Source organism: Streptomyces sp. G7(2002) (assembly GCF_028870195.1).
Lineage (GTDB): Bacteria > Actinomycetota > Actinomycetes > Streptomycetales > Streptomycetaceae > Streptomyces > Streptomyces nigrescens.
On record NZ_CP102609.1, the window covers coordinates 425652 to 451602 of the forward strand.

Annotated in this window: 26 protein-coding genes; 5 read left to right on the forward strand and 21 right to left on the reverse strand. The window is 71.2% G+C overall.

Annotation, left to right across the window (positions count from 1 at the left end):
• Positions 1-43: 43 nt before the first annotated feature.
• The gene (locus NUT86_RS01855; RefSeq protein WP_274732923.1) at positions 44-853 is read right to left on the reverse strand and encodes an alpha/beta hydrolase; all 810 of its coding nucleotides are present in this window, start codon (positions 851-853) and stop codon (positions 44-46) included.
• Positions 854-1024: 171 nt separating this feature from the next.
• Here NUT86_RS01855 and NUT86_RS01860 point away from each other — a divergent pair, with 171 nt between their 5' ends.
• Positions 1025-1534 carry a MarR family winged helix-turn-helix transcriptional regulator gene (locus NUT86_RS01860; protein WP_093636098.1) on the forward strand — a complete coding sequence of 170 codons (510 nt, stop codon included), beginning with the start codon at positions 1025-1027 and terminating at the stop codon, positions 1532-1534.
• A gap of 9 nt (positions 1535-1543) precedes the next feature.
• On the opposite strand, the gene NUT86_RS01865 is transcribed toward NUT86_RS01860, so the two are convergent.
• From NUT86_RS01865 to NUT86_RS01905, 9 genes are all read right to left on the reverse strand, one after another.
• On the reverse strand, positions 1544-2806 hold the full coding sequence (locus NUT86_RS01865; protein ID WP_274732926.1) for an amidohydrolase family protein: 1263 nt from the start codon (positions 2804-2806) through the stop codon (positions 1544-1546).
• The gene (locus NUT86_RS01870; protein WP_109886704.1) at positions 2803-3330 is read right to left on the reverse strand and encodes a nuclear transport factor 2 family protein; all 528 of its coding nucleotides are present in this window, start codon (positions 3328-3330) and stop codon (positions 2803-2805) included. Before NUT86_RS01870 ends, NUT86_RS01865 begins: the two co-directional genes overlap by 4 nt.
• A 76-nt stretch (positions 3331-3406) precedes the next feature.
• Positions 3407-4084, reverse strand: coding sequence for an O-methyltransferase (locus NUT86_RS01875; protein WP_159491787.1), 678 nt, complete (start codon positions 4082-4084; stop codon positions 3407-3409).
• Positions 4081-5022, reverse strand: coding sequence for a TauD/TfdA family dioxygenase (locus tag NUT86_RS01880; RefSeq protein ID WP_093636106.1), 942 nt, complete (start codon positions 5020-5022; stop codon positions 4081-4083). Before NUT86_RS01880 ends, NUT86_RS01875 begins: the two co-directional genes overlap by 4 nt.
• Positions 5019-6590, reverse strand: coding sequence for an AMP-binding protein (locus tag NUT86_RS01885; RefSeq protein ID WP_274732930.1), 1572 nt, complete (start codon positions 6588-6590; stop codon positions 5019-5021). Before NUT86_RS01885 ends, NUT86_RS01880 begins: the two co-directional genes overlap by 4 nt.
• A complete protein-coding gene (locus NUT86_RS01890) occupies positions 6577-7227 on the reverse strand; it encodes a thermostable hemolysin (RefSeq protein ID WP_109886710.1) in 651 nt (216 codons plus the stop codon). Before NUT86_RS01890 ends, NUT86_RS01885 begins: the two co-directional genes overlap by 14 nt.
• Positions 7228-7256: 29 nt before the next feature.
• Positions 7257-8261 (reverse strand): methyltransferase, encoded by a 1005-nt coding sequence (locus NUT86_RS01895; protein WP_274732933.1) that lies wholly within the window; start codon positions 8259-8261, stop codon positions 7257-7259.
• A gap of 120 nt (positions 8262-8381) precedes the next feature.
• Complete coding sequence (locus NUT86_RS01900; protein ID WP_274732935.1) at positions 8382-8765, reverse strand: hypothetical protein; 384 nt, start codon at positions 8763-8765, stop codon at positions 8382-8384.
• A 447-nt stretch (positions 8766-9212) separates the two neighbouring features.
• Positions 9213-9824 (reverse strand): flavodoxin family protein, encoded by a 612-nt coding sequence (locus tag NUT86_RS01905; RefSeq protein ID WP_109886716.1) that lies wholly within the window; start codon positions 9822-9824, stop codon positions 9213-9215.
• A 502-nt stretch (positions 9825-10326) separates the two neighbouring features.
• Here NUT86_RS01905 and NUT86_RS01910 point away from each other — a divergent pair.
• Both NUT86_RS01910 and NUT86_RS01915 read left to right on the forward strand, forming a co-directional pair.
• Complete coding sequence (locus NUT86_RS01910) at positions 10327-10632, forward strand: hypothetical protein (protein ID WP_148590142.1); 306 nt, start codon at positions 10327-10329, stop codon at positions 10630-10632.
• A 193-nt stretch (positions 10633-10825) separates the two neighbouring features.
• Positions 10826-11137, forward strand: a complete 312-nt coding sequence (locus NUT86_RS01915; protein ID WP_159491783.1) for a DUF4326 domain-containing protein — start codon at positions 10826-10828, stop codon at positions 11135-11137.
• Positions 11138-11197: 60 nt separating this feature from the next.
• Here the strand turns inward: NUT86_RS01915 and NUT86_RS01920 are convergent, their stop codons facing one another.
• Positions 11198-11596 carry a DUF3662 domain-containing protein gene (locus NUT86_RS01920; protein ID WP_093636122.1) on the reverse strand — a complete coding sequence of 133 codons (399 nt, stop codon included), beginning with the start codon at positions 11594-11596 and terminating at the stop codon, positions 11198-11200.
• A gap of 151 nt (positions 11597-11747) precedes the next feature.
• Here NUT86_RS01920 and NUT86_RS01925 point away from each other — a divergent pair, with 151 nt between their 5' ends.
• Positions 11748-12314: a GNAT family N-acetyltransferase gene (locus NUT86_RS01925; protein WP_262371357.1), complete on the forward strand. Its 567-nt coding sequence runs from the start codon at positions 11748-11750 to the stop codon at positions 12312-12314.
• A gap of 165 nt (positions 12315-12479) precedes the next feature.
• Positions 12480-12911, forward strand: coding sequence for an HIT family protein (locus tag NUT86_RS01930; RefSeq protein ID WP_274732940.1), 432 nt, complete (start codon positions 12480-12482; stop codon positions 12909-12911).
• A 40-nt stretch (positions 12912-12951) separates the two neighbouring features.
• Here the strand turns inward: NUT86_RS01930 and NUT86_RS01935 are convergent, their stop codons facing one another.
• From NUT86_RS01935 to NUT86_RS01980, 10 genes are all read right to left on the reverse strand, one after another.
• Positions 12952-13371 carry a hypothetical protein gene (locus tag NUT86_RS01935; protein ID WP_148590150.1) on the reverse strand — a complete coding sequence of 140 codons (420 nt, stop codon included), beginning with the start codon at positions 13369-13371 and terminating at the stop codon, positions 12952-12954.
• Positions 13368-15047, reverse strand: a complete 1680-nt coding sequence (locus tag NUT86_RS01940) for a hypothetical protein (protein WP_274732942.1) — start codon at positions 15045-15047, stop codon at positions 13368-13370. Before NUT86_RS01940 ends, NUT86_RS01935 begins: the two co-directional genes overlap by 4 nt.
• A 15-nt stretch (positions 15048-15062) precedes the next feature.
• The gene (locus NUT86_RS01945) at positions 15063-16325 is read right to left on the reverse strand and encodes an OmpA family protein (protein ID WP_274732944.1); all 1263 of its coding nucleotides are present in this window, start codon (positions 16323-16325) and stop codon (positions 15063-15065) included.
• Positions 16322-17224 (reverse strand): hypothetical protein, encoded by a 903-nt coding sequence (locus tag NUT86_RS01950; RefSeq protein WP_148588160.1) that lies wholly within the window; start codon positions 17222-17224, stop codon positions 16322-16324. Before NUT86_RS01950 ends, NUT86_RS01945 begins: the two co-directional genes overlap by 4 nt.
• A gap of 29 nt (positions 17225-17253) precedes the next feature.
• The gene (locus NUT86_RS01955) at positions 17254-19563 is read right to left on the reverse strand and encodes a hypothetical protein (RefSeq protein WP_274732946.1); all 2310 of its coding nucleotides are present in this window, start codon (positions 19561-19563) and stop codon (positions 17254-17256) included.
• Entirely contained in the window at positions 19560-20174 is a 615-nt protein-coding gene (locus NUT86_RS01960; protein ID WP_159491769.1) for a toll/interleukin-1 receptor domain-containing protein, read from the reverse strand. The genes NUT86_RS01955 and NUT86_RS01960 overlap by 4 nt, the downstream gene beginning before the upstream one ends.
• Positions 20175-20404: 230 nt before the next feature.
• Complete coding sequence (locus tag NUT86_RS01965) at positions 20405-21703, reverse strand: helix-turn-helix domain-containing protein (protein ID WP_274732949.1); 1299 nt, start codon at positions 21701-21703, stop codon at positions 20405-20407.
• Positions 21704-21979: 276 nt separating this feature from the next.
• A complete protein-coding gene (locus tag NUT86_RS01970; RefSeq protein ID WP_274732951.1) occupies positions 21980-24229 on the reverse strand; it encodes a DUF4132 domain-containing protein in 2250 nt (749 codons plus the stop codon).
• A gap of 73 nt (positions 24230-24302) precedes the next feature.
• The gene (locus tag NUT86_RS01975) at positions 24303-25172 is read right to left on the reverse strand and encodes a GNAT family N-acetyltransferase (RefSeq protein WP_274732953.1); all 870 of its coding nucleotides are present in this window, start codon (positions 25170-25172) and stop codon (positions 24303-24305) included.
• A 110-nt stretch (positions 25173-25282) separates the two neighbouring features.
• Entirely contained in the window at positions 25283-25909 is a 627-nt protein-coding gene (locus NUT86_RS01980; RefSeq protein WP_274732955.1) for a hypothetical protein, read from the reverse strand.
• Positions 25910-25951 lie beyond the last annotated feature (42 nt).

The following is a 25951-nucleotide window of genomic DNA, read 5'->3' on the forward strand; positions in this document are numbered from 1 at the left end:
GCCTGATCCGGCCCGCACCACGGGGGCCCGCGGCGCCGAACGCTCAGCTGTCCGCCGGGGCGAAGGTCCGGTCGAGGAAGCCGTCGAGGCTGCGGCGGGCCTTGGCACCGTGCGGGCCGGCGAAGATCTCGGCGGCGTGGAGTGTGCCGGGCAGGACCGTGACCTCGGCCTTGGGGAAGCTGTGGGCGACCTCGCGCAGCCGCCCTTCGTCGGAGAGCGGGTCGTCGGCGGTGCCCAGGAGCAGCAGTTCGCCCTCGTAGGACGTGCCGTTTCCGGCGGAGTAGCCGCCCAGCGAGGCGAGGGGGCTGATTCCGGCGACGCCGGCCGGGTGGTCGGTGCGGTCCGTCAGCATGCCGAGCATGAGCGTGCCGCCCATGCAACCGCCCACCCACGCCACGTTCTTGGCGCCGCGCGAGCGCAGCAGCCGGGTCGCTTCGGACACGGTCCGGCGGCGGTCCCCTCCCCAGTCGAAGGTGACCACGTGATAGCCGTCGGCGGCGAGCCGCTTGGCCTCGGCCGCCCATTCACAGGCGTCGCCCCAGGAGATGGGCGCGAAGACCACCCCGCGGGGACCGGTGCCCAGAGTGACCAGACGGCCGTCCCCCGAGGAACCGGGCGGGCGGTACGCGGTGGCGCCGCGGACGCCGTGGAAGCACGACGGCAGCCGGTCCGGTGTGGCGCTGAACTCTCGCACTGCGATGGTTCCTTCCTCGGTGGAGCGACGGTTTTCCGCCATCGCACTCCCCTGTGGGGCCGTTTCCACGTCACGGCCGGCACAGGCGGTGACGCTGGTCAGGGCCAGAAACAGGACCGCCGTCATGGCCAGGGCACGTCTCGGCTCACGCTTGAACATGAGAGAAGCATAGAGAGAAAGCATTGAAAAAAGCTATATTGAAAGATAGATGGAAAGCTTTTCACAGTGTCCACATCTGGCAAGCACACAGTCTCCCCAGGTCAGAACGTGCCTGTGTGGAGGGTGGGATATCTTTGTACTGAGCATCGGGTAGAGGGAAGGCGGTTCACAGTGGAGCCTGACCACGTAGACGAGATCATCTCGGCATGGGGACACGAACTGCCCGAAATTGCCGGTCTCCCCCTGGAACTGGCCAAAAGGACCGCCCTGTTGGTTTCGGCCTTCGATATCGCGGCCGGCGCCGAGCTGGAGAAACTGGGGCTCACCCAGGCCGAGTACGGAGTACTCGCCACCCTCCGGCGGATCGGCGCCCCCTACCGCCTCAAGCCGACCGACCTCACGCACGCGCTCCTGCTGTCCTCCGGCGGGACCAGCAATGTCATCAAGCGCCTGGTGGCCGCCGGCTATGTCACCCGCGCGGCGGCCGAGGACGATGCGCGCAGCAGCTGGGTACAGCTCACACCGAGCGGGGTGGAGACCGCCGAGGCGGCGGTGCGCGCCACCACCGCCGTGCACGCCCGGCTCGTCGACCGGATTCCGGAACGCACCGCGAAGGCCCTCAGCGAACAGCTGCGCATCGCGCTGGCCGCCATCGAGGAGGGCGTGCTGATCCGGCGCTGACGCGAGAGGTCAGCAGCCGGCCAGCCGGTCGCGCACCTCCTCCGCCCGTGCCAGCAGCCGCGGCAGTCCGGCGTACTGCAGCCGCCCCGCGCGCTTGACGATCCGTCCGGCAACCAACACGGTGTCGACGTCGGCGCGGTCCATCGACGACACGACGGCCGCGGTGGCGTCGTGCAGGGGCGCCACTCCGGGGCGGTCGGTGCGCAGCACGAGCAGATCGGCCTGCTTGCCCGGGGTCAGAGAGCCGATACGGTCCGCCATCCCGAGCGCCTCGGCGCCGCCGAGCGTCGCGAACTCCAGCACCTCCCGGGCCGTGAGCAACGCCGCTTCCGGGCCCGCGTGGCCTTGCAGCGCGGCGAAGCGCCCGATCTGGAAGGCGGCCCGCATCTGCGTGAACATATCGCTGGGTGCGGCGACTTCGACATCGACGCTGAGGCTGGGACGCAATCCGGCGGCCGCCGCGGCGGCGAACGGCGGCAGACCGTGCCCCATGGTCATCTCGATGGCGGGCGCGACCGACAGCGCCCCACCGCTGTCGCGGATCAGCTCCAGCTCGCCGGCCGCCATCCCGGTGCCGTGGATGAAGACCGTGCCGGGGCGCAGTACCCCGAGGCGGCGCAGCCGGGAGACCGGGCTGCCGCCCCGGACGTGCAGCGCGGTCGGCACATCGAGTTCACGGGCCAGGGCCCAGCCGCGCCGGATGTTGTCGTCGCTGCCGGCCTCGGCGTTCAGCGCCATGGTCACCAGGCCGTCCTTGGCGTGCAGCCGGTCGCTGCGGACCCGGCGGGCGTCCTGTGCCGTGCCCTGCCCGTAGGCGAAGACGCTGCGCAGCCCGGATTCGGTGAGCGCGTCGAGCAGGGCGTCGGTGTGCTCCTCGGTCGTCTTGTCGACATTGGAGATGTCCTGGACGGTGGTCACCCCCGCGTCCAGGGCACCCAGAGCGCTCAGCAGATTGCCCAGGTGGAGATCGTCGGCGCTGAGCCGGGGCGCAAGGGTGTGCAGGACGGTCGCGAAATACTGGTCGAGGGTCTGGTCGGCGCCGCTGCCGCGGAGCGCCGCCTGCCACATGTGCCGGTGGGTGTCGACGAAGCCGGGGAGCACGAGGCACCCCCGGGCGTCGATCCGCTCGTCCACAGCCGTGGCGTCGATGTCCGGGCGTACCTCGGTGATCCGGCCGTCCGCCACCAGGATGTCGGCGGACGGCAGTTCACCGATGGCCGGGTCCATGCTGAGGACCCGGCCACCGGTGACGAGCAGGCGTGCGGAGGTCATGCAGTGCCCCACCCCTGGGGCGGTGTCAGGCGGCCCATCTGCATGTTCCAGTACTCGGTGTTGCGCCGGCAGCGGCCGTCGGGAGCGAAGGTCAGGATGTTGGTCTCCAGCAGGGTGACCCAGTGCTCCCCGTCGGGGTTGATGGCGGGGGCCCGCATCGTGACCCAGAGTTCGACGGCCGCCCGGTTGCCGGTGACGACGGGGGTGCCGTGACGGCCGGTCATCTCGCTCTGGCCGGAGGTGATGTCGCGCCAGTAGCGGCCGATGGCCTCGCGGCCGCGGAAGGTCTGCGCGGCCACGCCGGGCACCGCCTCGTACAGGGCGTCGGGGGTGAACAGCCGGACCGCGGCGGTGTCGTTCTTGGTCCGCCAGGCCTCAAGGTAGGCGTCGGTCCAGCTCGCCACCTGGGCGGCGGTGAGTTTGGGGGACTGTCCGGCGGCGTGTGCGGCCGGTGCCACTGCCGCCAGGGGCAGCGCGGCGACGCCGGCGCGGAGCAGGGTGCGGCGGTGGGTACGGGAATTCACGGGTGTTCGGTGCCCTTTCCGTGCGTACGGGGTGACGCGGATCGCGACGGCTTCGCGAAGCCGGGTGGAACCGGTGTCAGGCCTCTTGCTGGAGGCGGACGGAGAATTCGATGCCGTCGCCCAGCGGAAGCTGCTGGGAGAGATAGCCGTTGCCGGCGGCGCGGACATGGTCGGTGAACTCGGGTGGCAGCATCGGCAGGTTGTCGGAGACGACCAGGCCACCGGTGCGCAGTGCGGGTTCGAGCAGCTTGAGGACCGGGAGGTAGAGCTCCTTCCAGCCGTCCAGCAGCAGCAGATCGACCGGCCCGGGAAGCGTGGCGAGCTGCTCCCGGGCGTCGCCGGTCCTGATCTCGGCGTAGCCGGCGAGCCCGGCGCGCTCCAGATGGCTGCGTGCCCGGTCGGCCTTGCCGGGATGCAGCTCCGAGCCGATGATGCGGCCGCCGCCGTTGTCGCGCAGGGCCGCCGCCGCATAGATCGTCGAGGCGCCGAAGGAGGTGCCGAACTCCACGACGAGTGCCGGGCGCAGGCTCCGTATCAGCTGGTACAGGAAGGTACCGACCTGCGGGTGTACGGGCAGCGCGGCCTGGGCGCACAGCTCGGCCGCCTCCTGGGCGGTGGGCGGCTGCGGCCAGTCGGCCGCGGTGGCGTAGGCGCGCTTCATGACGTCCGGGTCGTTGCGCTCGGCGGTCCTGGCGATCTCGTCCAGGACGGCGCCGACGCGCTCGTCGTCGAGTCCGGTGGTGGCGGTGGTCATCCCTGGGCCCTCCCGTTCCGCACGGCGGCCAGCAGCGCGGGGTCGAGGTAGCTCTGCGCGTTGTAGATGGTCCGGTCGGTGTCGAGTATCTCGCGCCGGCCGTGCATCACCCGGGTGTTGTCGATCAGGGCCACGTCGCCGTCCTGCCAGTCCAGCTCCTCGGTCAGCTCCTCGGTGAGGCGGCGGAATTCGGTGAGGAGCTCCTGGGGGATCTCCGTGCCGTCGGCGAAGGTGATGCGCGGGGCCTCGTAGTTGTACGAGGGGCCGAAGACGCTGTTGGCCCAGGAGAGCCGGCTGCCGAAGAGCGTGGGGTGGACGGCACCGACGCGGTAGGCGTAGTGGATGGAGCCGTCGTCGTTGAGCTGGAGGGTGGTGGACACACTGCCGCCCACCAGGTCCTTCATATCGGCGAAGGTGATGTCGTCGAGCTTTTTGCGGCCTTCCGTCTGGTGGCAGACGAACGCCTTCCACTTGGGCTCCTCCACCCGGCGGCTGTACATGATGTCCTTGACGCCGAAGACCGCGCGGGCGGTGTCACTCGCCGCGTCCCAGACGCGGTAGCCGTCACAGACGGTGGTCTGGGAGCCGCTGGCGGCGGCCTTCTCGCACAGGAACCACGTCAGGTCGGGGCCGAAGGGACTGTTGCCGTTCTCCAGATGGAGGCCGACGGCAACGGTGCCCGCGTCCACCTTCTGGGCGACCTCGCCGCCGTGGAAGGAGCGTGCCGGGTCGAGGGTGATCCGGCTGGAGTGCGCCTTCACGAAGGAGGTGAACTCCTCCAGGTCGGTGCGGAAGCCCCGGAACAGCAGAAAGCCGGCGTCGGCGAGCAGCCCGGTGACCCATGCGGGGTCCAGAGCACCGAGCGACCTGTCCTCGGCGGGCAGGACGAGCCGGCCGGTGGCGGCCCCGTAGGGCTCGACGGCAGCGATGGTGGTCATGCGTCTGCTCCTTGGTGGTCGTACAGCGTTCCGTTGGACAGGGCAGTGCGGATGGCTGCCCGCATGGGCCTTCCGGTGACGGTGAAGAACCGGCGGTAGAGGCGCTCGTCGGCGACGGTGAGGTGCGGTACGGCGACCCGCTCCACCTCGGAGAGGTGCGCTTCGCCGAACTCCCGGACGGCCGCTTCGGCCGCCGCGAGGTCGGTGGACTCCTTGACGAGGAAGAGTCCGTGGAGCGCGGTGAGTCCGTCACCGATCACGGCGACGGCGCGGACGAACGGGAGTTGGGCGTACTGCGCCTCTACCCACTCGGGGGCCACATTGCGGCCGGCCGCGGTGATGATGACGTTCTTCTTGCGTCCGGTGATGCTGATGAACCCGTCCTCGTCGATCCGGGCCAGATCGCCGGTACGGAGCCAGCCGTCGGCGTCGAGGACCAGGCTGGAGGGGTCGTCGCGGGTATAGCCGGCGAACAACGAGGTGCTGCTGACCAGGAGTTCACCGTCGTCCGCGGTCCGGACGCGGACATGCGGCAGCGGCCGGCCCACGGTGCCGAGGCGGCGCGCGTCCGGGGTGTTCCAGCTGACCACGGAGCTGTTCTCGGACAGTCCGTACCCTTCGTGCACGGGGAGCCCGTGGTCCTCCAGCCGCCGCAGCAGACCGGGGTGCACGGGCGCCCCGCCGCAGCAGATGAGCGGCGCCGAGGGAGTGCCGAAGAGGGCCGGTGCGACCGCTCGTCCGCTCGCCACGGCCTCGTCCGCGGCGGCGGCGAAGGCATCGACGAGTGCGGGCGTGGCGACCATCGCGGTCGGGCGGGCGGACGTCACATACGGCATGGCATCGGCCGGGGCCGCCGCAGTGGTGCCGACCAGGGCCTTGCCGGGCGGCATCAGGACCAGCGTCCCGCCGTCGAGCAGGACCATGTAGAGGCCGGTGACCTGCTCGATGAGCAGGCTGAACGGGACGACGGAGAGATAGCGGGCGAAGGCCCCGCCGGGCATCACCGAACGCAGTGAGCCCAGCAGTTCGTTCAGGGCCGCCGCCCGGATCCGTACCCCCTTGGGACGCGAGGTCGTCCCGGAGGTGTGGATGATCTTGCACTCCCAGTCCGCTCCCCCGGCGCGGGCCGGCGGCAGCACCATGGGCGCGGACGGTACGGGCCCGTCTGTGGACAGCGGCAATACCGTGCAGTCCGGGCGCAGGACCCGGTCCCTGCCCCACTGGGTCAGCCGCTCCTGCCCGGCCGCGTCCACCACGCACAGATCGGTCTCCTCCAGCAGCCCGGCGGCCTGCTCGGCGGAGAAGGCCAGCGGGACGGGTACTTCGGTGGCGCGCGCGGCGATCAGTGCGAGGTCGGCGACCACGAATTCGGGGGTGTTGCCGCAGACCACGCCGATGCGCAGCGGCCGGCCGTCGCCCGGTCCGATCCGCTCGACGAGGTCAGCGGCCCGGCGCGTCACCTCCTGGTAGCTGAGGGTCCGGGCCGGCGCGCCGTCCTCCCCCAGCACCTCGATCAGCGGACGCGCCGACTCGCCGAACCTGACCAGGCTCTGCTCAATGCCCAGCATGACCGGCCACCTCCATGGCGCTGATGCTCAGTTGGAGATCGGTGACGGAGTAACGCCCGGTGGCGTCGGAGAACAGCCGGTCCAGGGCGTTCAGCGGGATGACGCCGACCTGCGGCTCCTGGTCGTAATAGGTGCCCCAGCGCGCCGCCTCGTCGGGAGACAGCCGGCGCGGGTCGGCGGGACCGAACGGCACGAAGGAGATACCGGTCCGGTCCAGGGTCGTGATCAGGCTGCGGGTGACGGTGCACAGGATGTACTCCATGCCCAGGCACCAGGCGATGATCGGGGTGGCTCTGATCAGTTCGCGGCCGACCGAGGCGCGGCGGGTGGCCAGTGCCCCCACTTCCACCACCCGCCTGCGGTCGACAGAGGCCCCGAGTCGGGACAGCGCGGCGTCCTCGACACCGGTCTCGAGGTACCGCTCGGAGAACAGCTCCTGGTCTCTGCCGAAGGTGAGCCCCGCGCAGGCCAGTGGCGCGCAGGGCTTCTCCGCCGCGCCGCAGGCCGGCCGGGCGACGATGAACGAGTCGGGCCGGGGCGCCACATCGGCGCCGTATGCCTGGGCGTACACCTCACGAGCGAGGTCCGCGGCGTCCAGCCATGAGCTGGTCGACCGGTGTGCCAGATCGATCTGCACGGTGCTCCCCCCTTCCCCGGCTGCCGGCTTTACTTGGTGCCGACGACCAGAGACACGGATGAGGGCAGCGCGATCCGCTCGACGGTCTTCAGCCCCGCGTCGGTGAGCCATCCGGAGATCTCCGGCAGGCTGTAGGTGCGGTCGCCGGAGCAGGCGTACATGGCCAGCGAGAACGCCGCGTTGTGCTCGTCGAGCTGCTCACCGCGGACGTCTTCGAGCACCACGATCCGGCCGCCGGGGCGCAGCGCCTTGGCGGCCCGCGCGATCAGGTCCCGGTTCTCCTCGTCGGTGTGGTTGTGCACGATCTCGAAGAGGAAGACCACGTCGTATCCGGTGCCGAGGTCACCGCTGAGGAAGCTGCCGCGCTGCAGGGTGATCCGGTCGGACAGCCCCGCCTTCTCGATCGCGGCGCCGGTGTCGGCGAGCGCCTCGGGCAGGTCGAGGATGGTGGCGGAGAGCTCGGGGTGCCGCTCGCACATGGCCATGGAGTGCAGTCCGTGTGAGCCGCCCAGGTCGAGGAGGCGCCGCGCCCCTTCGGGCAGCGGGACGGCCTCGACGATGGGCTGCACGGTCAGCCGCGACTTGACCCGCATGTACGCGGAGAAGTCCCGTCCGGCCTCGGGGTTGCCGGCCCAGCGCTCCCACAGGGACTGGGCGGGCTTGCCGTCCCGGACGGCCTGCGGCAGATCCCACATCACGTTGGTGAGTTCGTACGCCCACAGCAGCGCCGGGGTGAAGTCGTACTCGGCGCTTTGCCCCAGCCAGCGTTCGGCGAGCGGGCCGTTGCGGTAGCGCCCGTCCTCCAGGGTCAGCCAGCCGAGGACGGCGGCGACGTCGGCCACCGCGCGGGTGCCGTCCGTGCTCGCGCCGATCGCAGCGGCCAGCTCGTCGAGGGTCTTGGGGCCGTCCTCCTCCAGGGTCCGGAAGATACCGAGCTTGGCGGCGGAGGTGAGCGCCGCGTAGCGGATCGTGGAGCCGATCACCTCATCGATCGGATTGCCCGACAGCTCGGCGTCGGTGGTGGTCTTGAACATGGCTGATCTCCTCGGGATGGCAGGGAACGGCCGCACGGACAGTGCGCGGCCAGGACATGCCGTGCGCGCGGCATCCGCGGACACGGTGAAGGTGGTGGGACTGCCGAACGGGGACGAGCTTCAGCCGGCCGGGACCGGTGGGAGCCGGTGCGCCCAGGGGCGTGCCGGCTCCGGCTGCGCCGCAAGGGCGAGCAGGAGGTGTGCCACGCCATGGCGGCCGTGGTACCTCACTCCGGGGGACGGGCCCCCGGAGTGATGGTGCTTCGGGCCGCGGCAGACGCCCGGCGCGGGGACGGCACCGGAGAGACCGGCCGCGCGGATCACACGGCACCGTGCGGCGGCGTCGGGTGCTCCCTCCCCGGCCTCGTGCACGAGGCCGGCGCGGAGCCGGGCACCGGCGGCCTCGGTCGGTGTGCGGTGGAGCAGGAACCGGGCGGTCGAGGACCGGACGAGGAAGGCTTCGCGGAGTCCGTACGGCGGCGGCGTCACGGCGTCCCGGGACATCGCGGAGACGGAGGGCGCCGGGCAGAAACGGCCCGGGGCCGGTCCCGGGAGGGCAGCGAGGGCCGCCGCTCCCGCCCGCAGCGCGCGGCTGACGGCCGGTGCGCTCGCCGGGCCGGTCTTCGGGTCACCGCTGTCGGGGCCGCCGCACGGAGAGCGGCCCCGGGCGGGCTCGATCCCGACGACCCCGCGGCGGAGGGCTGCGATACGGAAGGAGCGGGCCGTGTCGCCCGGACAGGCGCCGGGAGCGTGCCCGGCCAGGGTGCCCGCGCCCCCACGACGCGGGCCGCCTCGGCCCCGGCCACAGCCGTCCCGATGAGTGTGTGACGGCTGATCATCTCGCGGCGTACCACTCCGGACTGTGCGTCCGCGTGGGAAACCGCCGGCTCCTGACGGCTGTTCATCGGGTCCCCCCCCCGTCGCAGCTGCCTCAGTGCGGCTCATCGACGGTCAGGCGGACACCTCGTCGAACCCGACGGCCGCGCGGCCCGCCCGGTGGATGTGGGCGGTCTCGGCGATCCGGCGGCCGAGTGCCTCGGCGGTGCGCAGGTCGCTGGCGCAGGGGGTGACGTCCGCACCCTCGTCGTTGTTCGACTGGGACATGGCGCCCAGCCAGCTGCCGAGCCGGTTGAGGTCCTCGGGGCTGCCGGAGGAGGTGTTCCAGCCGCCGTACTCAGCGAGGCCGACCCAGACCATGCCGTGCTGGGCGGCGAACAGCGCGATGTCGATCAGCGCGTTGAGCTTGTCCCCCGCCATGTTGCCGCTGTTGGTGAAGCCACCGGCGATCTTGTTCTTCCAGCGCATGTTGTCGCCCCAGACCTGGCTGGTGGCCTCGACGAACGTGCGGAAGACGGCGCTGCTGCCGCCCATGTAGGTCGGCGTGCCGAAGATCAGGGCATCGGACTCCTGCAGCACCTCCCACAGTTCGTCGTTCAGCTCGGCGAGGGAGACCAGTCGCACCTGGGTGTCGGGGACCTTCTCCGCGCCGGCCGCAACGGCCGCCGCCTGCTTTGCGGTGTGGCCGTATCCACTGTGATACGCCACCGCAACCTTGATCTGCATACTTCTCCCCCACCCGGGAACGATACGATGTTTTAGCTTTCACTAAAGCTGTCCAGAAAGCTTTAGGTGCTGGTTACGCTATCCATCCCCGGACTTCCAAGGCAAGCGTCTCCGGCCAACACCCTGAAAAGAACAGGTAAATCCGCAGGTAGGGACAGCTTGCGCGACCACTTCCGCACCTCCCGACACCTGCGCACCACACCGGACACCCCGCCATCACGACCGCCGCGACGCCGACTTCGAGGCGACAGGCGAAATCGGGCACTGCGGAACACTTCACTATCAGACACACAGAGCCGACCCCAGAGGGCTGACTACACGTCAAATACCTTTTCGGCCATGCCACTTCACGACCAGGGAGCGACCGGGAGCACCCCCGCCCGAGCCACGACCGCCAATGTGACGCACGTCACATGAGGGGGTGTCATACGTCGAGGGGGCGTCATACGTGTGCAGGGTGTCGGGCCCGCAAGGGGCCCTGGCTACGGGGAAAGGACACGACATGCGTAACAGGCGAATTCTCAGCACCGCGGTCGCCGCCGCCGCGCTCACGGTCATCGGGCTGGGTGGCGCCGCCCAGGCCCACGCCGCCACCGGCACCGAGGCCGCCGCGCCGGCCGCCTCCTCCACACAGCACCAGGTCAAGCCGATGGACGGCCCTCCCGGAACCGTGTGGACCGGCAAGAAGTTCTGGACCCTCGGCGGCTGCCAGGCGGCCGGCACCGACCTGGTCAGCAGCGGCAAGTGGGCCGACCCCTTCTGCGACGGCTCGGGCCTCCAGTACGACCTGTGGGCCCGGCCGCTGTAAACCCTCCACGGCTTCCGGCACTTCACCGGTAGTCGCAGGCAGTAACCCCGAGTAGGGCGGTCCGTCCTCGCGCACATCCGCGGTCACGCGGGGACGGCCGTCCGGCCGGTCACAAGGAGCAAGAAGGCAGCGTGAGGCGTACTCGGCCCGCCCCGACGCTGCCGGACGCGGCGGGCCGCGCGAGGATGGCGGTATGCAGCGCACAACCGTCGTCAATCTCAAGGGCCACCGGGACGACCCGGACTACGCCGACGTCGTGTACGTGGGGCGCGCGATGAACCGGGGCGGCTGGCATCTCAAGGCGTCACCGTTGGCCAGTCCCTTCCGTCCGGGCCGGGACGGAACCCGCGCGGAGGTCCTGGCGAAGTACCGCGCCTACCTGCTGGAACGCCCCGACCTGCTCGCGCTCCTGCCGGAACTACGGGGGCGCCGGCTCGGCTGCTGGTGTCTTCCGGAGCCCTGCCATGCCCAGGTGATCGCCGAGATCGCCGACGCGGCGGAGTAGCCGAGCAGGAGTAAGAGCCCGGCGCCGGCCGGGGGCCCCGGCGAACGGCGGGCCTCCCGGTCAGGTCGCTCGCGGACCGGCGGCATCGGCGGGAATGTGGGCGAGGGCCGCGCTCGAAATGCGGTACCTGCCGTTCGGTACGTCGCCGGTGGTGACATGGACGGTGAGCGGACCCGCCCCTTCGTAGCCCCGGTCGACGGCGTGCCGGGCCAGCACATCGGTCAGCTGACGGCCCACCTCTCCGCCGCGTGCCGCCAGTTCATCGTGCACCTGCGGCGCGAGCTCGACGGTGTAGTCATTGGGGACGAGGACTCGGCTCTGGCTGCACACGACCGCATGGGCGTCACACTCCTGCCGTAGCGCATCGAACAACTCCACCGGATCGGTGCGGAAAATCTTGGCCAGCAGTGCGCTCTCGCAGTCCTCCACCACGCGTTCCCAACGCCTCAGCATTCCCATGGATTGTCGTCTGCCCCAGGGCGACTGCCACATGCAGGCACGATGGGGGTCCGGGAGCATCGCGGAGGCGGCGCCGGACGACCCGTCGGTCCGGCGCGGGAAACCCGTGGACTCCGTCGTACGGGGCCGTCACAATGGGCCGGTGCCGATCATGAACTTCCCGGAAGCCGATACCCCGCCCGCACTCCAGAAGCAGGTGTCGGAACTCCGGGACGAGGCGTGGCCGCCGGACTCCGCGTCGGCGCCCGGCACCTTCGCCCACGACCCGGCGCTGCGGCCGGTGTCGATGCTGCTGGTCGACGGTGCCACGGTGCTCGCCGCGCTGGACATCCTCACCAAGGAACTCGTCCACGCCGGGCAGCGGTACCGGGCCGCGGGGCTGAGCACGGTCGTGACCCGTGGCACCGCCCGCGGACAGGGCCACGGCCGCCGTCTGGTGACGGCCGCCCGTGAGGCAATGGCCGCCATGGACCTGGATATCGGCCTGTTCACCTGCGACCGGCCGCTGCAACCGTTCTACGAGAGCGCGGGCTGGCAGCATCTCCCCGGTGCGGTGCTCATCGGCGGTACGCCCCAGGCCCCGTTCCCCAGCGACCGGCCCGGATTCGACAAGGTCACCCTGGCCGGCTTCTTCTCATCCCGGGCCCGGAGCCATCGTTCCGCGTTCCCGCACTCCCGCATCGAGCTGTACCCGGGCGAGATCGACAAACTCTGGTGACGACCGCTGCCCGGGGAGGGCGGCCGGTGGCGTTCAAACGGCCGGAATGGGGCCAAGTGCCGCATGAGCGGAGCCAATGGTCGATTATGGATGCAGCGGAGGTGCCCGTCGGCCCGGCCCGGTGACACCAGTCCGACCCGCCCGGCCGGCCCCTGCGGAGGATCGATGGTCAGTTATGGGGAGTTCCGCGAGGTGGCCGGCGAGGCGCCGGACACCGGTCCGCAGCGTCCGCGGACTCCCCGGCGGCCCGGCTGTCCCTTCTGCCTCATCGTGTGCGGCCGGGCGCCGGCCACGGTGCTGCGCGAATGGCCGGAGACCATCGCCATCCGGCCTCGCCATGGCGGTGTCACCGCCGGGCATGTGCTGGTCATCCCCCGGGTGCATGTCGCCGATGTCGCCGAGGACCCGGTGGTGTCCGCGGCCACCATGCTGCGGGCCGCCGAACTCGCGGCGGAGGCCGGGGACTGCAATGTGATCACCTCACGCGGTCCCTCGGCCACCCAGACCGTCCGCCATCTCCATCTCCACCTCGTCCCGCGCGCCGAGGGCGACGGCCTGCTGCTGCCGTGGACCGACATCCGGCCCGCGGGGACGTGAGCCGCGGCGCGGGGGCGCCCGTGCGCGGGACCGCCGGCGGTCAGGCGAGGAAGAGGACCGTCATGGTGTCGATGGCGACGAGGACGCCGTAGGAGAGCAGCATCGTCCGGGACAGTGCCACGGCCCGCCAGGGGACGGGGCCGCCGTGCTGCTCGGCGTCCATGCTGAAGGGCGGCACCCCCGGGCTCCCGCGCTCGGCGACCTTCTCGTAGAGACCGCGGAATCTCCGTTCCTGGCGGAGGTAGTAGCTGTCGAGCAGCCAGAACCCCGCTGCCAGTCCCAGGGCGACCGCGGCCGTCTTCCAGCTCGGCCCGCGGGTGGCCACCGCGATGAAGGCGCCGCTGACGGTCATGGCCCAACTCTTCACCAGGAACGAGGTGTTGGCGTGGCGGGCGATCACGGCCTGCAGGAATTCCAGATGTTTCACTTCGTCCGGACCGAGGCCCGGCTGTGTGGTCATGAGGCCGAGCCTCCTTCCTCGGACGGCCGGCTGTCCGTGCCGGCGTCCCCGGGCTCCCCTGCGGGTGCCGCCGGGGGCTCACCGGGAGCCCGGCCCTCGCCGGGCGGCTGCTCCGGGGGGGCGGCCTGGTCGGGTGCCGAGGACCCTTCGGATGCCCAGCCCTCCTCGGGTGGCCTGTCCCCCTCGGGGGCTCGGTCCTCCTCAGGTGCCCTGTCCTCCTCAGGGGCTCGGTCCCCCTCGGGTGCCGGGACGTCCTCCGGGGCCGAACCCGCTTCGGGAGCCCGGTCCTCGTCGGGGCTCGTCGTCCCCGCTTGCTCCTCCACGGGCTGTCCGGGCGAGGCACGGAACTGCGTGTTGAGGTCGCCGGCGAGGTCGTTGAGGCGGTCCTCGAGCTGACCGGGGCCATAGCGTTCGAGCACCCGGTAGGCGTGGTCGAGGAGTTCGAGGCGGGCCCGGGGAGGTGTGGGGCGGGCGGGCGCCCGGTCTCCGGTGGGCGGGCGGGCACCGTTGCGTGCGGAGGTGGGGTAGGGCCAGGCGGGTGCGGTCAGCGGAAGGTCATAGCTGCCGGCCACACCGGTACGGGCGCGCTCCTCGACGATACGGATGCATGCCTCGTCGAGCGTACGGTGGGCGTCGCTCGCCGCCGTCTCCACGGTGGACCGCAGCCGCCACCAGGTCTCGGCGTGCGCCACCAGGCTGCGCCGCGCCGCCCCCAGCAGCTTCCTGCCCTGCTGCTCCGCGTCGACGACGGCTCGCCGGGCCTCCTGGTCGCTGTCGGCGCAGGGGTTGTGGGCGAGCACCTTGACCACGATCGCGGCGGTGCTGAGCACCAGTGTGAGGATGACGACGGCGCTCTGGTCCGGCGCCAGATCCACATGCTCGCGCACCGCGCCGGCCGCGCGCATCCGCGCCCAGATGCCGACCATGGTGAGGATGGCCAGAGTGAAGAGCACCGGCCCGGCCGCATTGGGCCAGGGCAGTTCGCCGGCCTTCCGCCGTTCCGTACGCGGGCTCCTGGGCCAGAGCGCTTCGCGCAGGGCCGCGACCGGACCGCGGCGTGTCCGCTCCAGCGTGCGGGCCGTACGGGTACGCCGCCGGAAGACGGACTCGGCAAGGAGACTGCCCGCGGCCAGCAGGCAGACGGCGACGCCGAAGCCGGGCAAGTAGGCGAGGTAGTAGCCGAGTTCGGTCTCTCCCAGTCCGAAGAACCGCTGCATCAGAGTGCCGATGAACATCGTGTCGAAGGACACGCAGGCCACCAGGGTGGGCCACAGCAGACGCCGCCAGAGCACCGGCCGGCGGCGCAGGCTCTCCGGTCCGTCCTGGGCATGGCGGGTACGCAGTTCCCCGATGCGCTCCTGGGCCTGCTGGGACGACCGGGCGACGACGAACCGCTCGGCCGCTTCGATGGTTGTCCGGGCCTCCTGGAAGCTCCGGGCGACCTCGGTGGCCGCGGTGCCGAGTCCCGGCTGCGCCGCGGTCAGCGCGGTGTTGGCGTCGGTGAAGGCCCGCATCAGGGCGGCCTGTTCCCGGCTGTCGGTCTGGTCCACGGGCCTGGCGGACGGCCGCTTCCTGACGTCCAGTTCGACGAAGGCGGGGTCACTGCCGGGGCAGTCGACCGCCGACTGATAGCGGGCGGCAGGCCCTGCCCGGTTCTTTCCGTTGGTGGTGTTCATCGCTGCCCGCCGCCCTCACTTCCTGGTGATTTCGATGTCGACGCGCCGGTCGCACTGCAGCTTGTCCTCGGCGGTCATCCGGCTCCCCGCGGTGTGGTCCGGCTTCGCGCAGCCCGTCGGCAGGCCGCGGCCGTGTGCCGTCACCCGCTGCACCCCGAGTCCGGTCAGGACGTCCTTCACCGCGTCCGCGCGCGCCTGCGACAGCCGGTGGTTGTTGTCCGGCCGGCCGCGCGGGTCGACATAGCCGGAGACGACGACCCTGCTGCCGGGGGTGGTACGGGCGCTGACCGCGACATCGTTGAGCAGGGGCAGGGCCTGGGGGCGGACGGTGGACGAGTTGGTGTCGAAGAGCGCCGCGCCGGGGAGTTCGTAGGTCTCCGGGCGGTCCTGTGCGTAACGGACGGCCGGGTCCTGGGGCGGCTTCTTCCGCGGCTTGCTCCGTTCCGCCGTGCCGATGGCGGTGGGGGCGAGGGTGCAGGAGGTACCGGGAGCGGCCTTCTTTCCCGCACCGCACAGCGCCCGCCACAGGTTGCTCAGCCAGGTCCGCTGGGCCGCCGTGGGGGCGGGCTGGCCGGTGGCCGGCTGGCCCAGCCCGGCGAGTGTGAGATGCACCCCGGTCAGGGACGGTGTCTCGTCCCGGGCGGCGCAGACCCGGGTGATGGCCTTGATCTCGCTCTTGTCCCGGAAGGCGGCCGCGCGCAGATCGGCGCAGCCGGTGGTGGAGAGCCCGTCGGTCAGGACGAGCAGGCTGCGGCGGCCGGCTGCGCCCTCCAGCGAGGACGCTCCGGCCGTGAGGGCCGCAAGGACATTGCTGCCGCCGCTGCGGGGAACGGCTCGCCCGGCCTTGTCCACCAGGTCGGTCAGACAACTGACCGCTTGTTGCTTCCGCTCCTTCTGATTGATCTCGTTGTGGTTGTCCTTGACCCAGTCGGCCGAGCGGTCCTTGGCGATCCAGGTGATCTGCGCCGAGTCGCCGCTGAAGCTGCCGACCGAGACCGTGTCCTTGCGCTCGACCACCGAGGTGAGCAGAGCGCCGATGCTGTGGGCGTAGTCACGCGCGCCGGCCGAGCCGCTCACGGAGGTGGAGCCGTCGACGAGGACGACCGTACGGCCCGCGGTGTCGACGGGGTGCTTCATCCAGGCGCAGGCGTCCAGGCGTGGTGCCTCGCCGCATGCGCCGAGGAGGCCCGCCATCAGGGCAGCTCCCAGGGCGCCGGCGATCGTGGGCGTTGCCCGACGGCGGACCGCCCGGGCCGCTGCTATGTCTGCGGTGTTCACGGTGCCAGCTCCTCGACATCGCCCACGGTGTCCACCCAGGAGAAGGGGCTCAGCCCCATCTGGCGGCAGAATTCGCTCAATGCCTTGTCGTAGGCGTTGGCGTACTCGAACAGGCCCACCTGCTCGTGGTGCTTGGTCGCCGCCGTGAGGACGTCGGCGAGCGCCTCGGCCCCGTTGCGGCGGGTGTTCTTGAGCGCCTGCATGACCTTGAAGAAGTCCTCGTCGGCGAGTGCCGCGGCGAAGGGCACCAAGAGCCGCCGCTCGGCCGCGCCGAGGGTGCCGAGGAGCTCCAGTTCGCTCATCACCCGCAGCCAGCGCTCGGTGAGTTCCTTCACCTGGTCCGCCTTGAGTTTGCCCAGGTGGTGCTCCTTCTCCATCCGCACCTCGGCGAGGTGGAAGGGCAGCACATGCTCACGCAGCGCCGGGTCGATCCGCATCCGCACCGAGGGGCGGCAGCGGATGAGGCCCTTCTCGTCGTGGTAGCACCAGCCGCCGCGCAGCTCCTTGTTGACGGCCTTCTCCGCGGCCACCGGATCGCCGGGATCGCAGGCGCGGGCGACGGACCAGGCGCGGCGCAGCAGCTTGCCGCGGGCCGCCTCCTCGTGGAGCGCCGCACGCTCCCGCAGGACGTCCAGCGTCATCTCCCGGCTGCTCCAGCGGAAGTGCGGGACGAGTTCGAAGGCGAACACATCGCCGTCGGCCGCCACCGACAGCGTCTCCTCGACGGGCGGCAGTTCCACGCCCACCTCGGCCTGTGCCGCCTGCCCGAGCGGCGAGGTGTCCTCACCGTCCGGCTCGTCGACGGTCTCCGGGGCGCCGTCGGGCTCCGTACCACCCTTGCCCGTGACCCGCCGCCACCAGCTGCGCAGCCTGGTGCGGAGTCCTTTGCGCTCTGCCATGGTCTCTCTCCTCTTCGTACGGGGTGTCGTCAGGACGCGGAGCCGGAAGCGGCGCCCTCTTTGGGGGGCTGGTCCCGGAGCTGGCGAATGGTGCGCGAGTCCGGGTGCCGGCCGGCCCACATGGCGAGGTAGAAGCCGGCGCGGAGGGACAGCGGCCGGGCGCAGATGCGCGGGACGAGGACCTCCAGGAAGGCGGCCAGCTCTTTGTCTGCGTCGCCCGCGAGCAGCCAGCGCCGCAGCAGGTCCCATGCGCGGGTCGAGCTGTCCTGCCCCATCAGGGCGTGGCGCCACAGGCGGACCAGGGCGTCGGCACGGTCCTGGTCGGTCATGGCGGTATCGGCGAGGACGGGCCGGTCGCGGCGGTCCGGGCCGGCGCCGTAGCGGCTGAGGATCAGCAGGGTGCGGATGGCGTGCTTGGTCAGATGGTCGTTGTCCGAGGTGATCCAGCGGTCCAGGGCGTCGGCGGTCGGGCCCGGGGCGCCGGCGAGGTAGAGCCAGGACATCGAGAAGGCCACCGAGCTGCTGAAGGCCAGCTCCGGCCGGGTGCCCAGCTCGCGCAGTGCCCAGAGGGTGTCCGGGACGTCCTGGGCGCCGACGAGGGTGCCGTACGCCCGGGCCGCGCTGTCCTGGAACTCCCATCGGGGGCTGCTCAGCCAGCTTCTGATCTGGGCCCGTACCCGGCCCACCATCCGGGGGTCGTGGGCGGCCATCTCCAGGGCGAGCGCGGCGGACTGCCGATAGGCGGCGGACTTGCGGGCCCAGTGCCGGATCAGGTCCCGGTAGACGCTGTCGAAGTCATGGCTGAGCAGAATCCCGGCGATGTGCGCGGCCCGTACCCGGATCCGCTCCAGCGGCCCGGCGACCAGCGCCGTCAGCCACTCGCGCAAGGGATCGCGCAGACTGTCGTAGTCGTGCCAGACGACCTCGATGACGGCGTGCATCAGCTCTTCATCCACCAGCCGGGCGCACCGGGGGTTGTCGTCGGTGCGGCCGCCGGACATGGCGTCCCCGGAGGCGCGTATCTCCTGGGGGATCAGCTGGTCCAGTTCCCGTTCGAAGACATGGTTGGTGGGTGCCGGTTCACGGGTCTCGTAGCGCGGCAGCACGGTCGCGCTGAGGACTTCGCCCGCTTCGAAGACATCGGAGAGCGGGTGGCCGTGGAAGAACGCGTAGGCGATACGGAACGCCTGGCGGTGCGGATCCAGCACCGGGCCGTGCGAGGTCTCTGCGGGGACCTGCAGCAGTTGTTTGGCCAGGCGGCGCAGCCGGTCGCGCCACTGGCCGATGACGTCGCCGAGGCTGGTGTCCTCCGCGTGGATGCTCTGTGCCAGGACCTCGGCGAACTCCACGACGCTGCGTACGGACGGCGCCCCGTCGAGGGTGCGCTGCACCTGCTGGGACTCCAGCATCCGGGCGGTGAACGCCGTGGTGTGCTCGGTGGTGCAGTCCTGGTGCGGGCATGCTCCGGGGTGCCCCGCGAGCAGCCTGCGCAGATGTACCGCCAGGACCTTGCCGACGGCCGGACGCCGGTGCTCGAAGGCGTGCGGCCGCAGTCGGTCGGGGTCCACCCTGCCCAGCTCGCCGATGATGACGAGGAAGGCGCGGTGTTTGCGGGCGAGATGGCCGAGTGTCTCCAGCGTCGACAGCTTCAGCGGCTGATCGTCCAGGTCCACCACGAAGCCACCGGGGGTGAGCAGGTCGTCGGCGCGTTGGCACAGCGTCTGCAGGATGCCCTGGGCCTCGCTGTGCAGGATCTTGATGCGGTCGTCGGGGCAGCAGCCGGCGAGCAGTGTCAGCGCCGTGGACTGACGGCCGCTGCCCGGCTGCCCGGCGAGCACCAGGATGTGCTGTGCCGCGAGCCGGGCGGCCATCTGTGACTGCTGGTCGACGTCCTGATGGGAGTCCAGTTGTTGGGCGACGGTCAGCGAGGAGACGCTCAGCACCTGGATCTCGACGCCGCTGTCGCCGCCGAGGGTCAGCTGCTCGGCATAGAAGGCGGAGCCGCTGCCGTTGGCGACCGCACTGCGCTTGAGCTTGTTCAGGGCGTTCTGCTGCCGGGCCTGCTGGTAGCGGGTGAAGTCGCCGCCGTCGCCGGTTTCCCGGCGGGGAGCTGAGCGGGCGGTGTCCTGGGCCGACGGCCGGCTGTCGCCGGTCAGGGCCGCTGCGGGGCCGTCCGGGGCGCCCGCACCGGTGGCCTCGGTGCCGTCGGACGGTGCGGCCGCCGGGCCCGGCTCCGGGGCTTCGGCCGCCGGCTGTGCCGGCTCCGCCGCGGCGGCTGCGGGCTCCTCGGCCGGCACCTCCGCGGCTCCCTCCGGCCCGCCCGGTTCGGTCTCGCTCACTGTCGGCCTCCGCTCTGTGCGTTGCGGTCCTCGTTCACGATGGCGTTGCCGCTCCCGCTGTTGACCACGGCGCAGCCGCTGTAGGTGGAGTGCGAGCCGGGCTGCGCGGCGCCGCTCGCGGGAGGTGCCGGCTGCGGGTCCGTCCTGCGCACCGGTACGTGGCTGCGCAGTGCCTCCGTGATGACGGGGAGGTCGAGATGGGCGTACGGCACCCGCAGCTGCATGAACTGGCGTTCCGTCAGCTCAGCGATATCGGCGGGCAGTTGTTCCTTGGTCGGGAGCACGGCTGAGTCGATCAGCACGGGGATGACGGTCTTGCGCCACATGAGGGCACGGTGGATCTCGTCGTGGACGTAGTCGCCCGGTACGTCGATGCGGCGCCGGCCGTCGGTGTCGCACAGCGAGAGCCAGTTCGGGCCGATGAGCACGAGAAGGACCCCGCAGCTTTCGAGGTGGCGCCACAGCTCGGGCGGAAAGTGCGCGCCGGGCGCAGTGGTGCGGCGGTCCCGGAAGACGTTCTCCGGGCCGAATACATCCTTCAATTTCTCGTCGAGCAGGACAGCCGCTACGGCGCCGTCGCCGGTCCGGTAGTTGATGAATACTCCGGCCATGATTGTTCTACCTTTCTTCATGCGGACAGCGGTGGATTGCGGCAGCCGGGTTCTGTCGGGTTACTCGGGCTGTCGCGGGCACAGGGGATGAAGCCGAGATTCACAGGGGTTTCAGGCGTGGTCAACGCGTTGCCCTCGGCCTTTTGGCCGGGCAACGGAACACCACGGGTTCGGCGGGAGTGCGGTTCTTGGGGCGGCCTTCTGCGCAGTGCGGGCCGGTGGTCGAGAAGTCAGGCGGGAGTTCCCGGACCGGTCCGGTTGGTGTGCAGACCGATCGCGAGGTGCGGAAGGGTCCGACGGACGGTCGGATTCTTTGGCCAACGATTGAGTGCACGACTCAGGCGCAGAAGATCGGCGCGGATGGTGGCCGAGTCGATGAGGGCAACATGAGAAGCGACCAATTCCGCGATCGCACAGGCCTGTTCGATTTCCCCGACGTTCGCCAGTGCAAGCGCCAGCCGGGCGCCATATCTGGCTCTGGCGCGGCGGGATTCCGGCGGAATGGCATCCAGACCGTCGCCGAGCAAAGTAACGGCCTCCCCCGGGGAACCGAGGTCGTGCATGCACCAGCCGGCGACGAAGGCCGTCAGATCCGGCAGATGGATACTGCCGAGGACCGGGTCCGCACCGTCCGGCGGCGCCGCGCCGGCGGTCAGCTCCGCGCCGCGGTCGAGCGCCCGGCGGCAGGCATCGCGGTCCCCCACCAGCGCGTGCCCCTGCGCCTCGCGCTGCGCGGCGAGTCCGCGGATGCGTACGCTGCGGGCCTGCTGTGCGGCCCGCCGCGCCAGCTGGACGGTGGCCACCGAATCGCCGGTGTACAGGGCCAGTTCCGCCCGTCGGATCAGGGCGTAGGCAGCCAGCTCGTCGTCACCGCCGTCCGCGGCGAGCTGGACCGCCTGTTCGGTCCACCACAGCGACGCCGCGTCGCTGCCCGCCTCCTGCGCCATCCAGCCGGTGTACTCGGCGAACCGGGAGGCGAGCCGGAGCACGACATCACGGTGGGCGGGCTGCGCCTGGTGGGCCATGCCCCGCAGCGCGCTGGTGGCCGCGATGCAGAGCTGGGCGACCACCGACGGCCCGAAGAGCTGCCCCAGCCGGCGGAACTCGTCGAAGACATTGCGGAAGTACGGCAATGCCGAATTCATCTCCCCGCTTTCGAGGAGAGGCGGCGCGAGAGACCAACTCACAATGGTGGAGGGCAGGCCCCCGCCACCGGGCGAGGCAGGGTCGAATGCCACGAAGTCGCTCTCACCACCGGCATGCATACGCAAGGTCCAGGGCGTACCGACATCCGCCTCGGTCATCGGCGTCACGGTGGTACTGCGCTCGGGTGCGGAAATCAGGCTGCTGAGTTGTCCGCCGGCATGGAGAGCGCTGTCACATAACTGTGCAAGATCGTGGCTCGGCGCCTTCACACCACGCTCGATCTTGCTCAAGTGCCCTTTGGAAAAGCAGATCAGGCTCGCCAGTTCTCCCAGCGACAGCCCCGCTTCAATCCTTCGCCGGCGTAACTCCGCCCCGAACCGCACAGGAATCCGCTGCACCCCGCTCGCCCCCCTCGTCGTTCGCGACCGGTGAGGGGAGTGTGCCACGCATCACACCAACTCTCACATCCCCTTCACGAATTGCTTGCTATCGGTTTCATCACGCTCCGCTTCTGAGGAGGAAATCTCCTTCCCCGCAGGAAGGACGCCTTGTGCACCGGCCACATCGAGGCTGCCGCCCGTTCCGCAACGCCGAGATCTCCGCCCGGTCAGCCGCCCTCGTCACCCCGGACAGGGCCACGGACCGGCTCAGCCACTCCGCTACCGGTGCGGAACGGGGCCCTTCTCCAGGAGGTGGCTCACCGTGTGGACGACCCGCTCCAACAGCGGTTCGTCGTACGGCAGGAAGGGCAGTGGGACGGCGCGCCGGCCGGTGGGCAGTTCGATGTCGACCGGATCGCCCTCCCGGGTCACCCGGCCGGTGGCCAGGTGGATGTCGTAGCCGTCCAGATGGAGGTGGCGGTCGCCCAACTCGATACGGCCGGAGGCTATGTGCTCGGCGAGGACACGGCGCAGTGCCGTCCGGCGCAGTCGTGCGGTCCGGCCGAGCGGCTGGTCGTAGAGACGGTTCAGCGTATGCCAGGTGTCGCGGTCATGGGCGTGGGTGGCGCACCAGGCGAAGCTGCCGGCGCTGATGAGGAGGTCGACGGAGCGCAGGATCTCCGACAGCCGGACGGCATCGACGCCGGCCAGGGGCTGGGGGCCTCCGTCGGCGCGCTGGAGGAAGACGTCCTGCGCCTCCGCCCAGCCCGAAGCGCCGGGGTAGAGGTTCCCGGCGATACCGAAGCGTGCCTTCATCTCTCCTACGGACAGGGTGAGTTCCTCGTCCTCGATGTTCCATCCCTGACGCACAGCAAGGCCGAGGACGGCTTCGATGCGGACGAGGTGGCCACGGAACATCGTGGTGGAGTGACCGGATTCCTCGGGCAGATAGTGCTCCCGGTAGACCTGCCGGAAGGGCTGACGCAGTTGCCGTGCGGCGATCCGGTCGCGCCAGGTCCGCCGTTCGGCAGAAGAGGCCCGGGCGGGGTGCCAGAGCCGGACGGCTGCGGAGGGCGGGGGCTCGGGGAGGTCCAGCGGTCCGGCCGCGGGCAGCACCGCCCGCCATGCACCCGGCGCGTACTCGACCTCCCAGACCAGGCGACGGGCGGTCCCCCGGGCCACGGGGTGCCCGGCGAGCGCAGCCCGCCAGCGGTCGTAGCGATAGACCGTCCCCTCGGCGTAACCGCCCTCCAGCGCCCTTGTCAGGGTGCGCACTTGGGCCCGGGTCTTGCCCAACAGGTCGCGGCCGAAGGCGACTTCTTCGGGGTACTCACGCCGGACCGGCGCGGGCAGCGTCTTCACCGTGCATCCGTCGGCATCTTCCCAGGTCAGCGCGGCTTCATCGGTGACGGTGAGCACAGCGGTGCAGCTGCCGCAGGGGATGCGCCGGACTCCGTCGGGGCCGTAGCCGAGGTCGGGGAGACGGAGCGCGACCTCGGTCCGCCGGCCGAGACGACGTTCGGCACGGCGCAGGAGGCGGTCGAGTTTTTTGCTGACGCCGGCATGCCGGACGACCCTGCGGGCTTCGCGCAGGGCGGCGATGGCCTCGGGCGTCGGGTAGGCCTCGACGGCCTGCGCGAGGGCGATACAGGCGCCCTGCGAGGGAAGGGTCTTGGCGCTCGTGGGCGCCACGGCGACCTGCGGCAGCAGGGTGGCGAAGACCTCCTCCGCCCAGGGCTCGTCGCGTCGCAGGGCCAGCCGGGCGGCGCGGCGGAGGGTGTCCGTGTCGGCCGGGGTGAAGGCCTTGTCGGCGGCGTAGGGGATCTGTCCGGCATGAAGGGCGGCGAGATGGTCGGCCGCGGTGCGCAGGGCGTGCCGGGCGAGCTCGGTATGCAGCGCCTCGGACGGCTCCGCGTCCCGCTCCGGCAGTGGCGGCCAGTCACCCGCCTGGGGCCCGTACCGCTGGTCCTCGGCGAGCATCGCCCGCTCCCGGGGGCCGGTTGCGAGCATCACCTCCAGCTCCGCGAGCCGCAGCGGGCTGTCGGCGTACAGCACACGCAGACGGGCGATGAGTTCCTCCTCCACCGCCGGACCGGCCAGCACGGCCACGGCCAGCGCGGCGTCGGCGACCCGGTCGGCCTTCGGCCCGGCCGTCCGGACCAGGAGGGCGGCATACTCCGCCAGCGCTTCCTGGTCCCATGGCTCCGTGCAGCGCAGCAACGCCCCGGCCGCATGGCGCACATCGGTGGGCCGCGGTGACTCGGCCAGCGCGGCATAGAGGTCCGTGAGAGCGGCGGCGGTGAAGGACGGCTGCACCTTGGCCCAGGTCACTTCGCGGGCGACACGGCGGGCGTGGTCCGGGGCGCTCTCGTCGGCGAGGGTGCGGTAGGCCGCGGGCAGAAGCGCGCCCAGTTCCTCCGGCGTCAGTCGTGCGCAGGCGGACCAGATGCCGCCGGACCAGTCGGCATCGGGCTGCGGCCCGGCCATCGCGGCCCGCAACTGCGCGGCGTGCGGTGACAGTTCGTCCATGCCCACAGACCGTAGCCGCAGGGTCTGACAATCCGGTCCGGTCACCGCCGCGCTCGGCCGCGGCAGCCCCGCGTCAATAGGTGTCCCGGTATTGGTCCCGGACCTCGGGGCGTTGCTGGAAGCCGGCTGACCTGTAGGTGGCGACAGCACCGGCATTGGAGCTCGGGGTGCAGACGTTCGCGCTCGACGAGCCCAGCTCCTGGAGTGCGGCCGCCGCGGCGACGGTGATCGCCTTGCCGTAGCCATGACGGCGATGTTCCCGGTGCACGCCCATCGGTTCGAGCAACCCGGGCCTTCCCGGACCGGCCGGCCACACCGTCACCGCCGCCACCGCGTCGCCCTGGTCGTCGTACGCGACCAGACACCGGGCGTCGGCGTACGGCAATCCGGCCGCCATCGCGTGCCAGCGCTCGTCCGTGAACCTCGACCCGTCGAACGCTGCCCTATGTACGGCGGCAAACACGTGCGCCTGCTTGGGCCCGACCACCTCGATCCGCACGCCTGGGTCCTTCACCGGCTCCCTGAGGTCGCGGCGCAGCGGCGTCCACGGCTCGTCGGCGTTCCAGCCGTCCTCGAACAGCAGGTCTTGGACCAGTGCACCCGTCTGTGCCTCGATGTTCACCTTGCCCTCGGGCAGTACGCCGCGCGCCGGCTCGGTCACGTCGTCCACCAACTGCCGCGCCAGCTCCGTGTCCCGCTGAGCGTCTGGCGCGATCGTCAGCCGCAACAGCCCGGGACCGTCCAACAGCCCGACGGCGAGAATCTGTCCGTCCCGGCTCCACGTCCTGACCGCCGCGGCGGTCGCTTCCGCACCCAACCGCCAGAACCAGCCCAGGTCCCCCGGATGCAGTTGCATCGGCGCCCCGTCGTACTGCCACTCCCGCAGCACGCCCACAGCCTCGCCCAGCCCGTCGACTCCCGGCTTGCCCAACGCAATCGCCATACGCCCGATCAGACACCACCGCACCGGCAGTCCGCACCCGGTTTCCGAGCGGCCGGTGTGGTGCGGGTTTGGGGACGTGGGAAGGCAGCCGGCGATCGAAGAGAAACGGCCTAGCTGATGAGGTCCTGGGGGCGCAGGTAACCGGCGGGCCGCTCGTGCTCGCCGAACCAGCGGTGTGCGGCGCGGGAGCGGGCCGCGTCGATCAGCTCGTTGCCGTAGTGGCGGATGGCGAAGGCCGGGATGCCGATGCGGTAGCGCCGGTCGGGTACGCCCGCCACGCCGGCCTGTTCCTGGATGAACAGCGGAGCCAGCGCCGGGTCCTGCGGTTCCTTGACGCCGCCGGTGGGACACAGTTCAAGACTCACCAGCCGGTGGCCCGAGTTGTCCGGCCGTTGGTGGCACCAGAACAGGCCCACGGCGTCCAGCGCGTCCCACGGGATGACCGCATGCGTCGTCTTGTTGTGCCACCACCACACGCCGGTCGCGTCGAACGCCAGGTAGGCGTCGCGGTCCCCCCACCCGACCCACGCCATGAGCACCCCGGCCGCGCCGAGCGCCAGGAACCAGATCACCGCGAACACCCAGGCGCCGACGCCGTATCCGTGGACGGCACAGGCGACCGGCATCGAGAGGGCGAGGGCGAGACCGGCAACGGCACCGGGCAGGGTCCGGCGCATCCGCTGCTTGCCGAAGCGGAACATGGCGGCGTCAGGGGCGGGTGTACGTCCGGGGAGCATGCACAGGAGTCTACGAAGCGGCGGCGCCCCGCTGGACGGCGG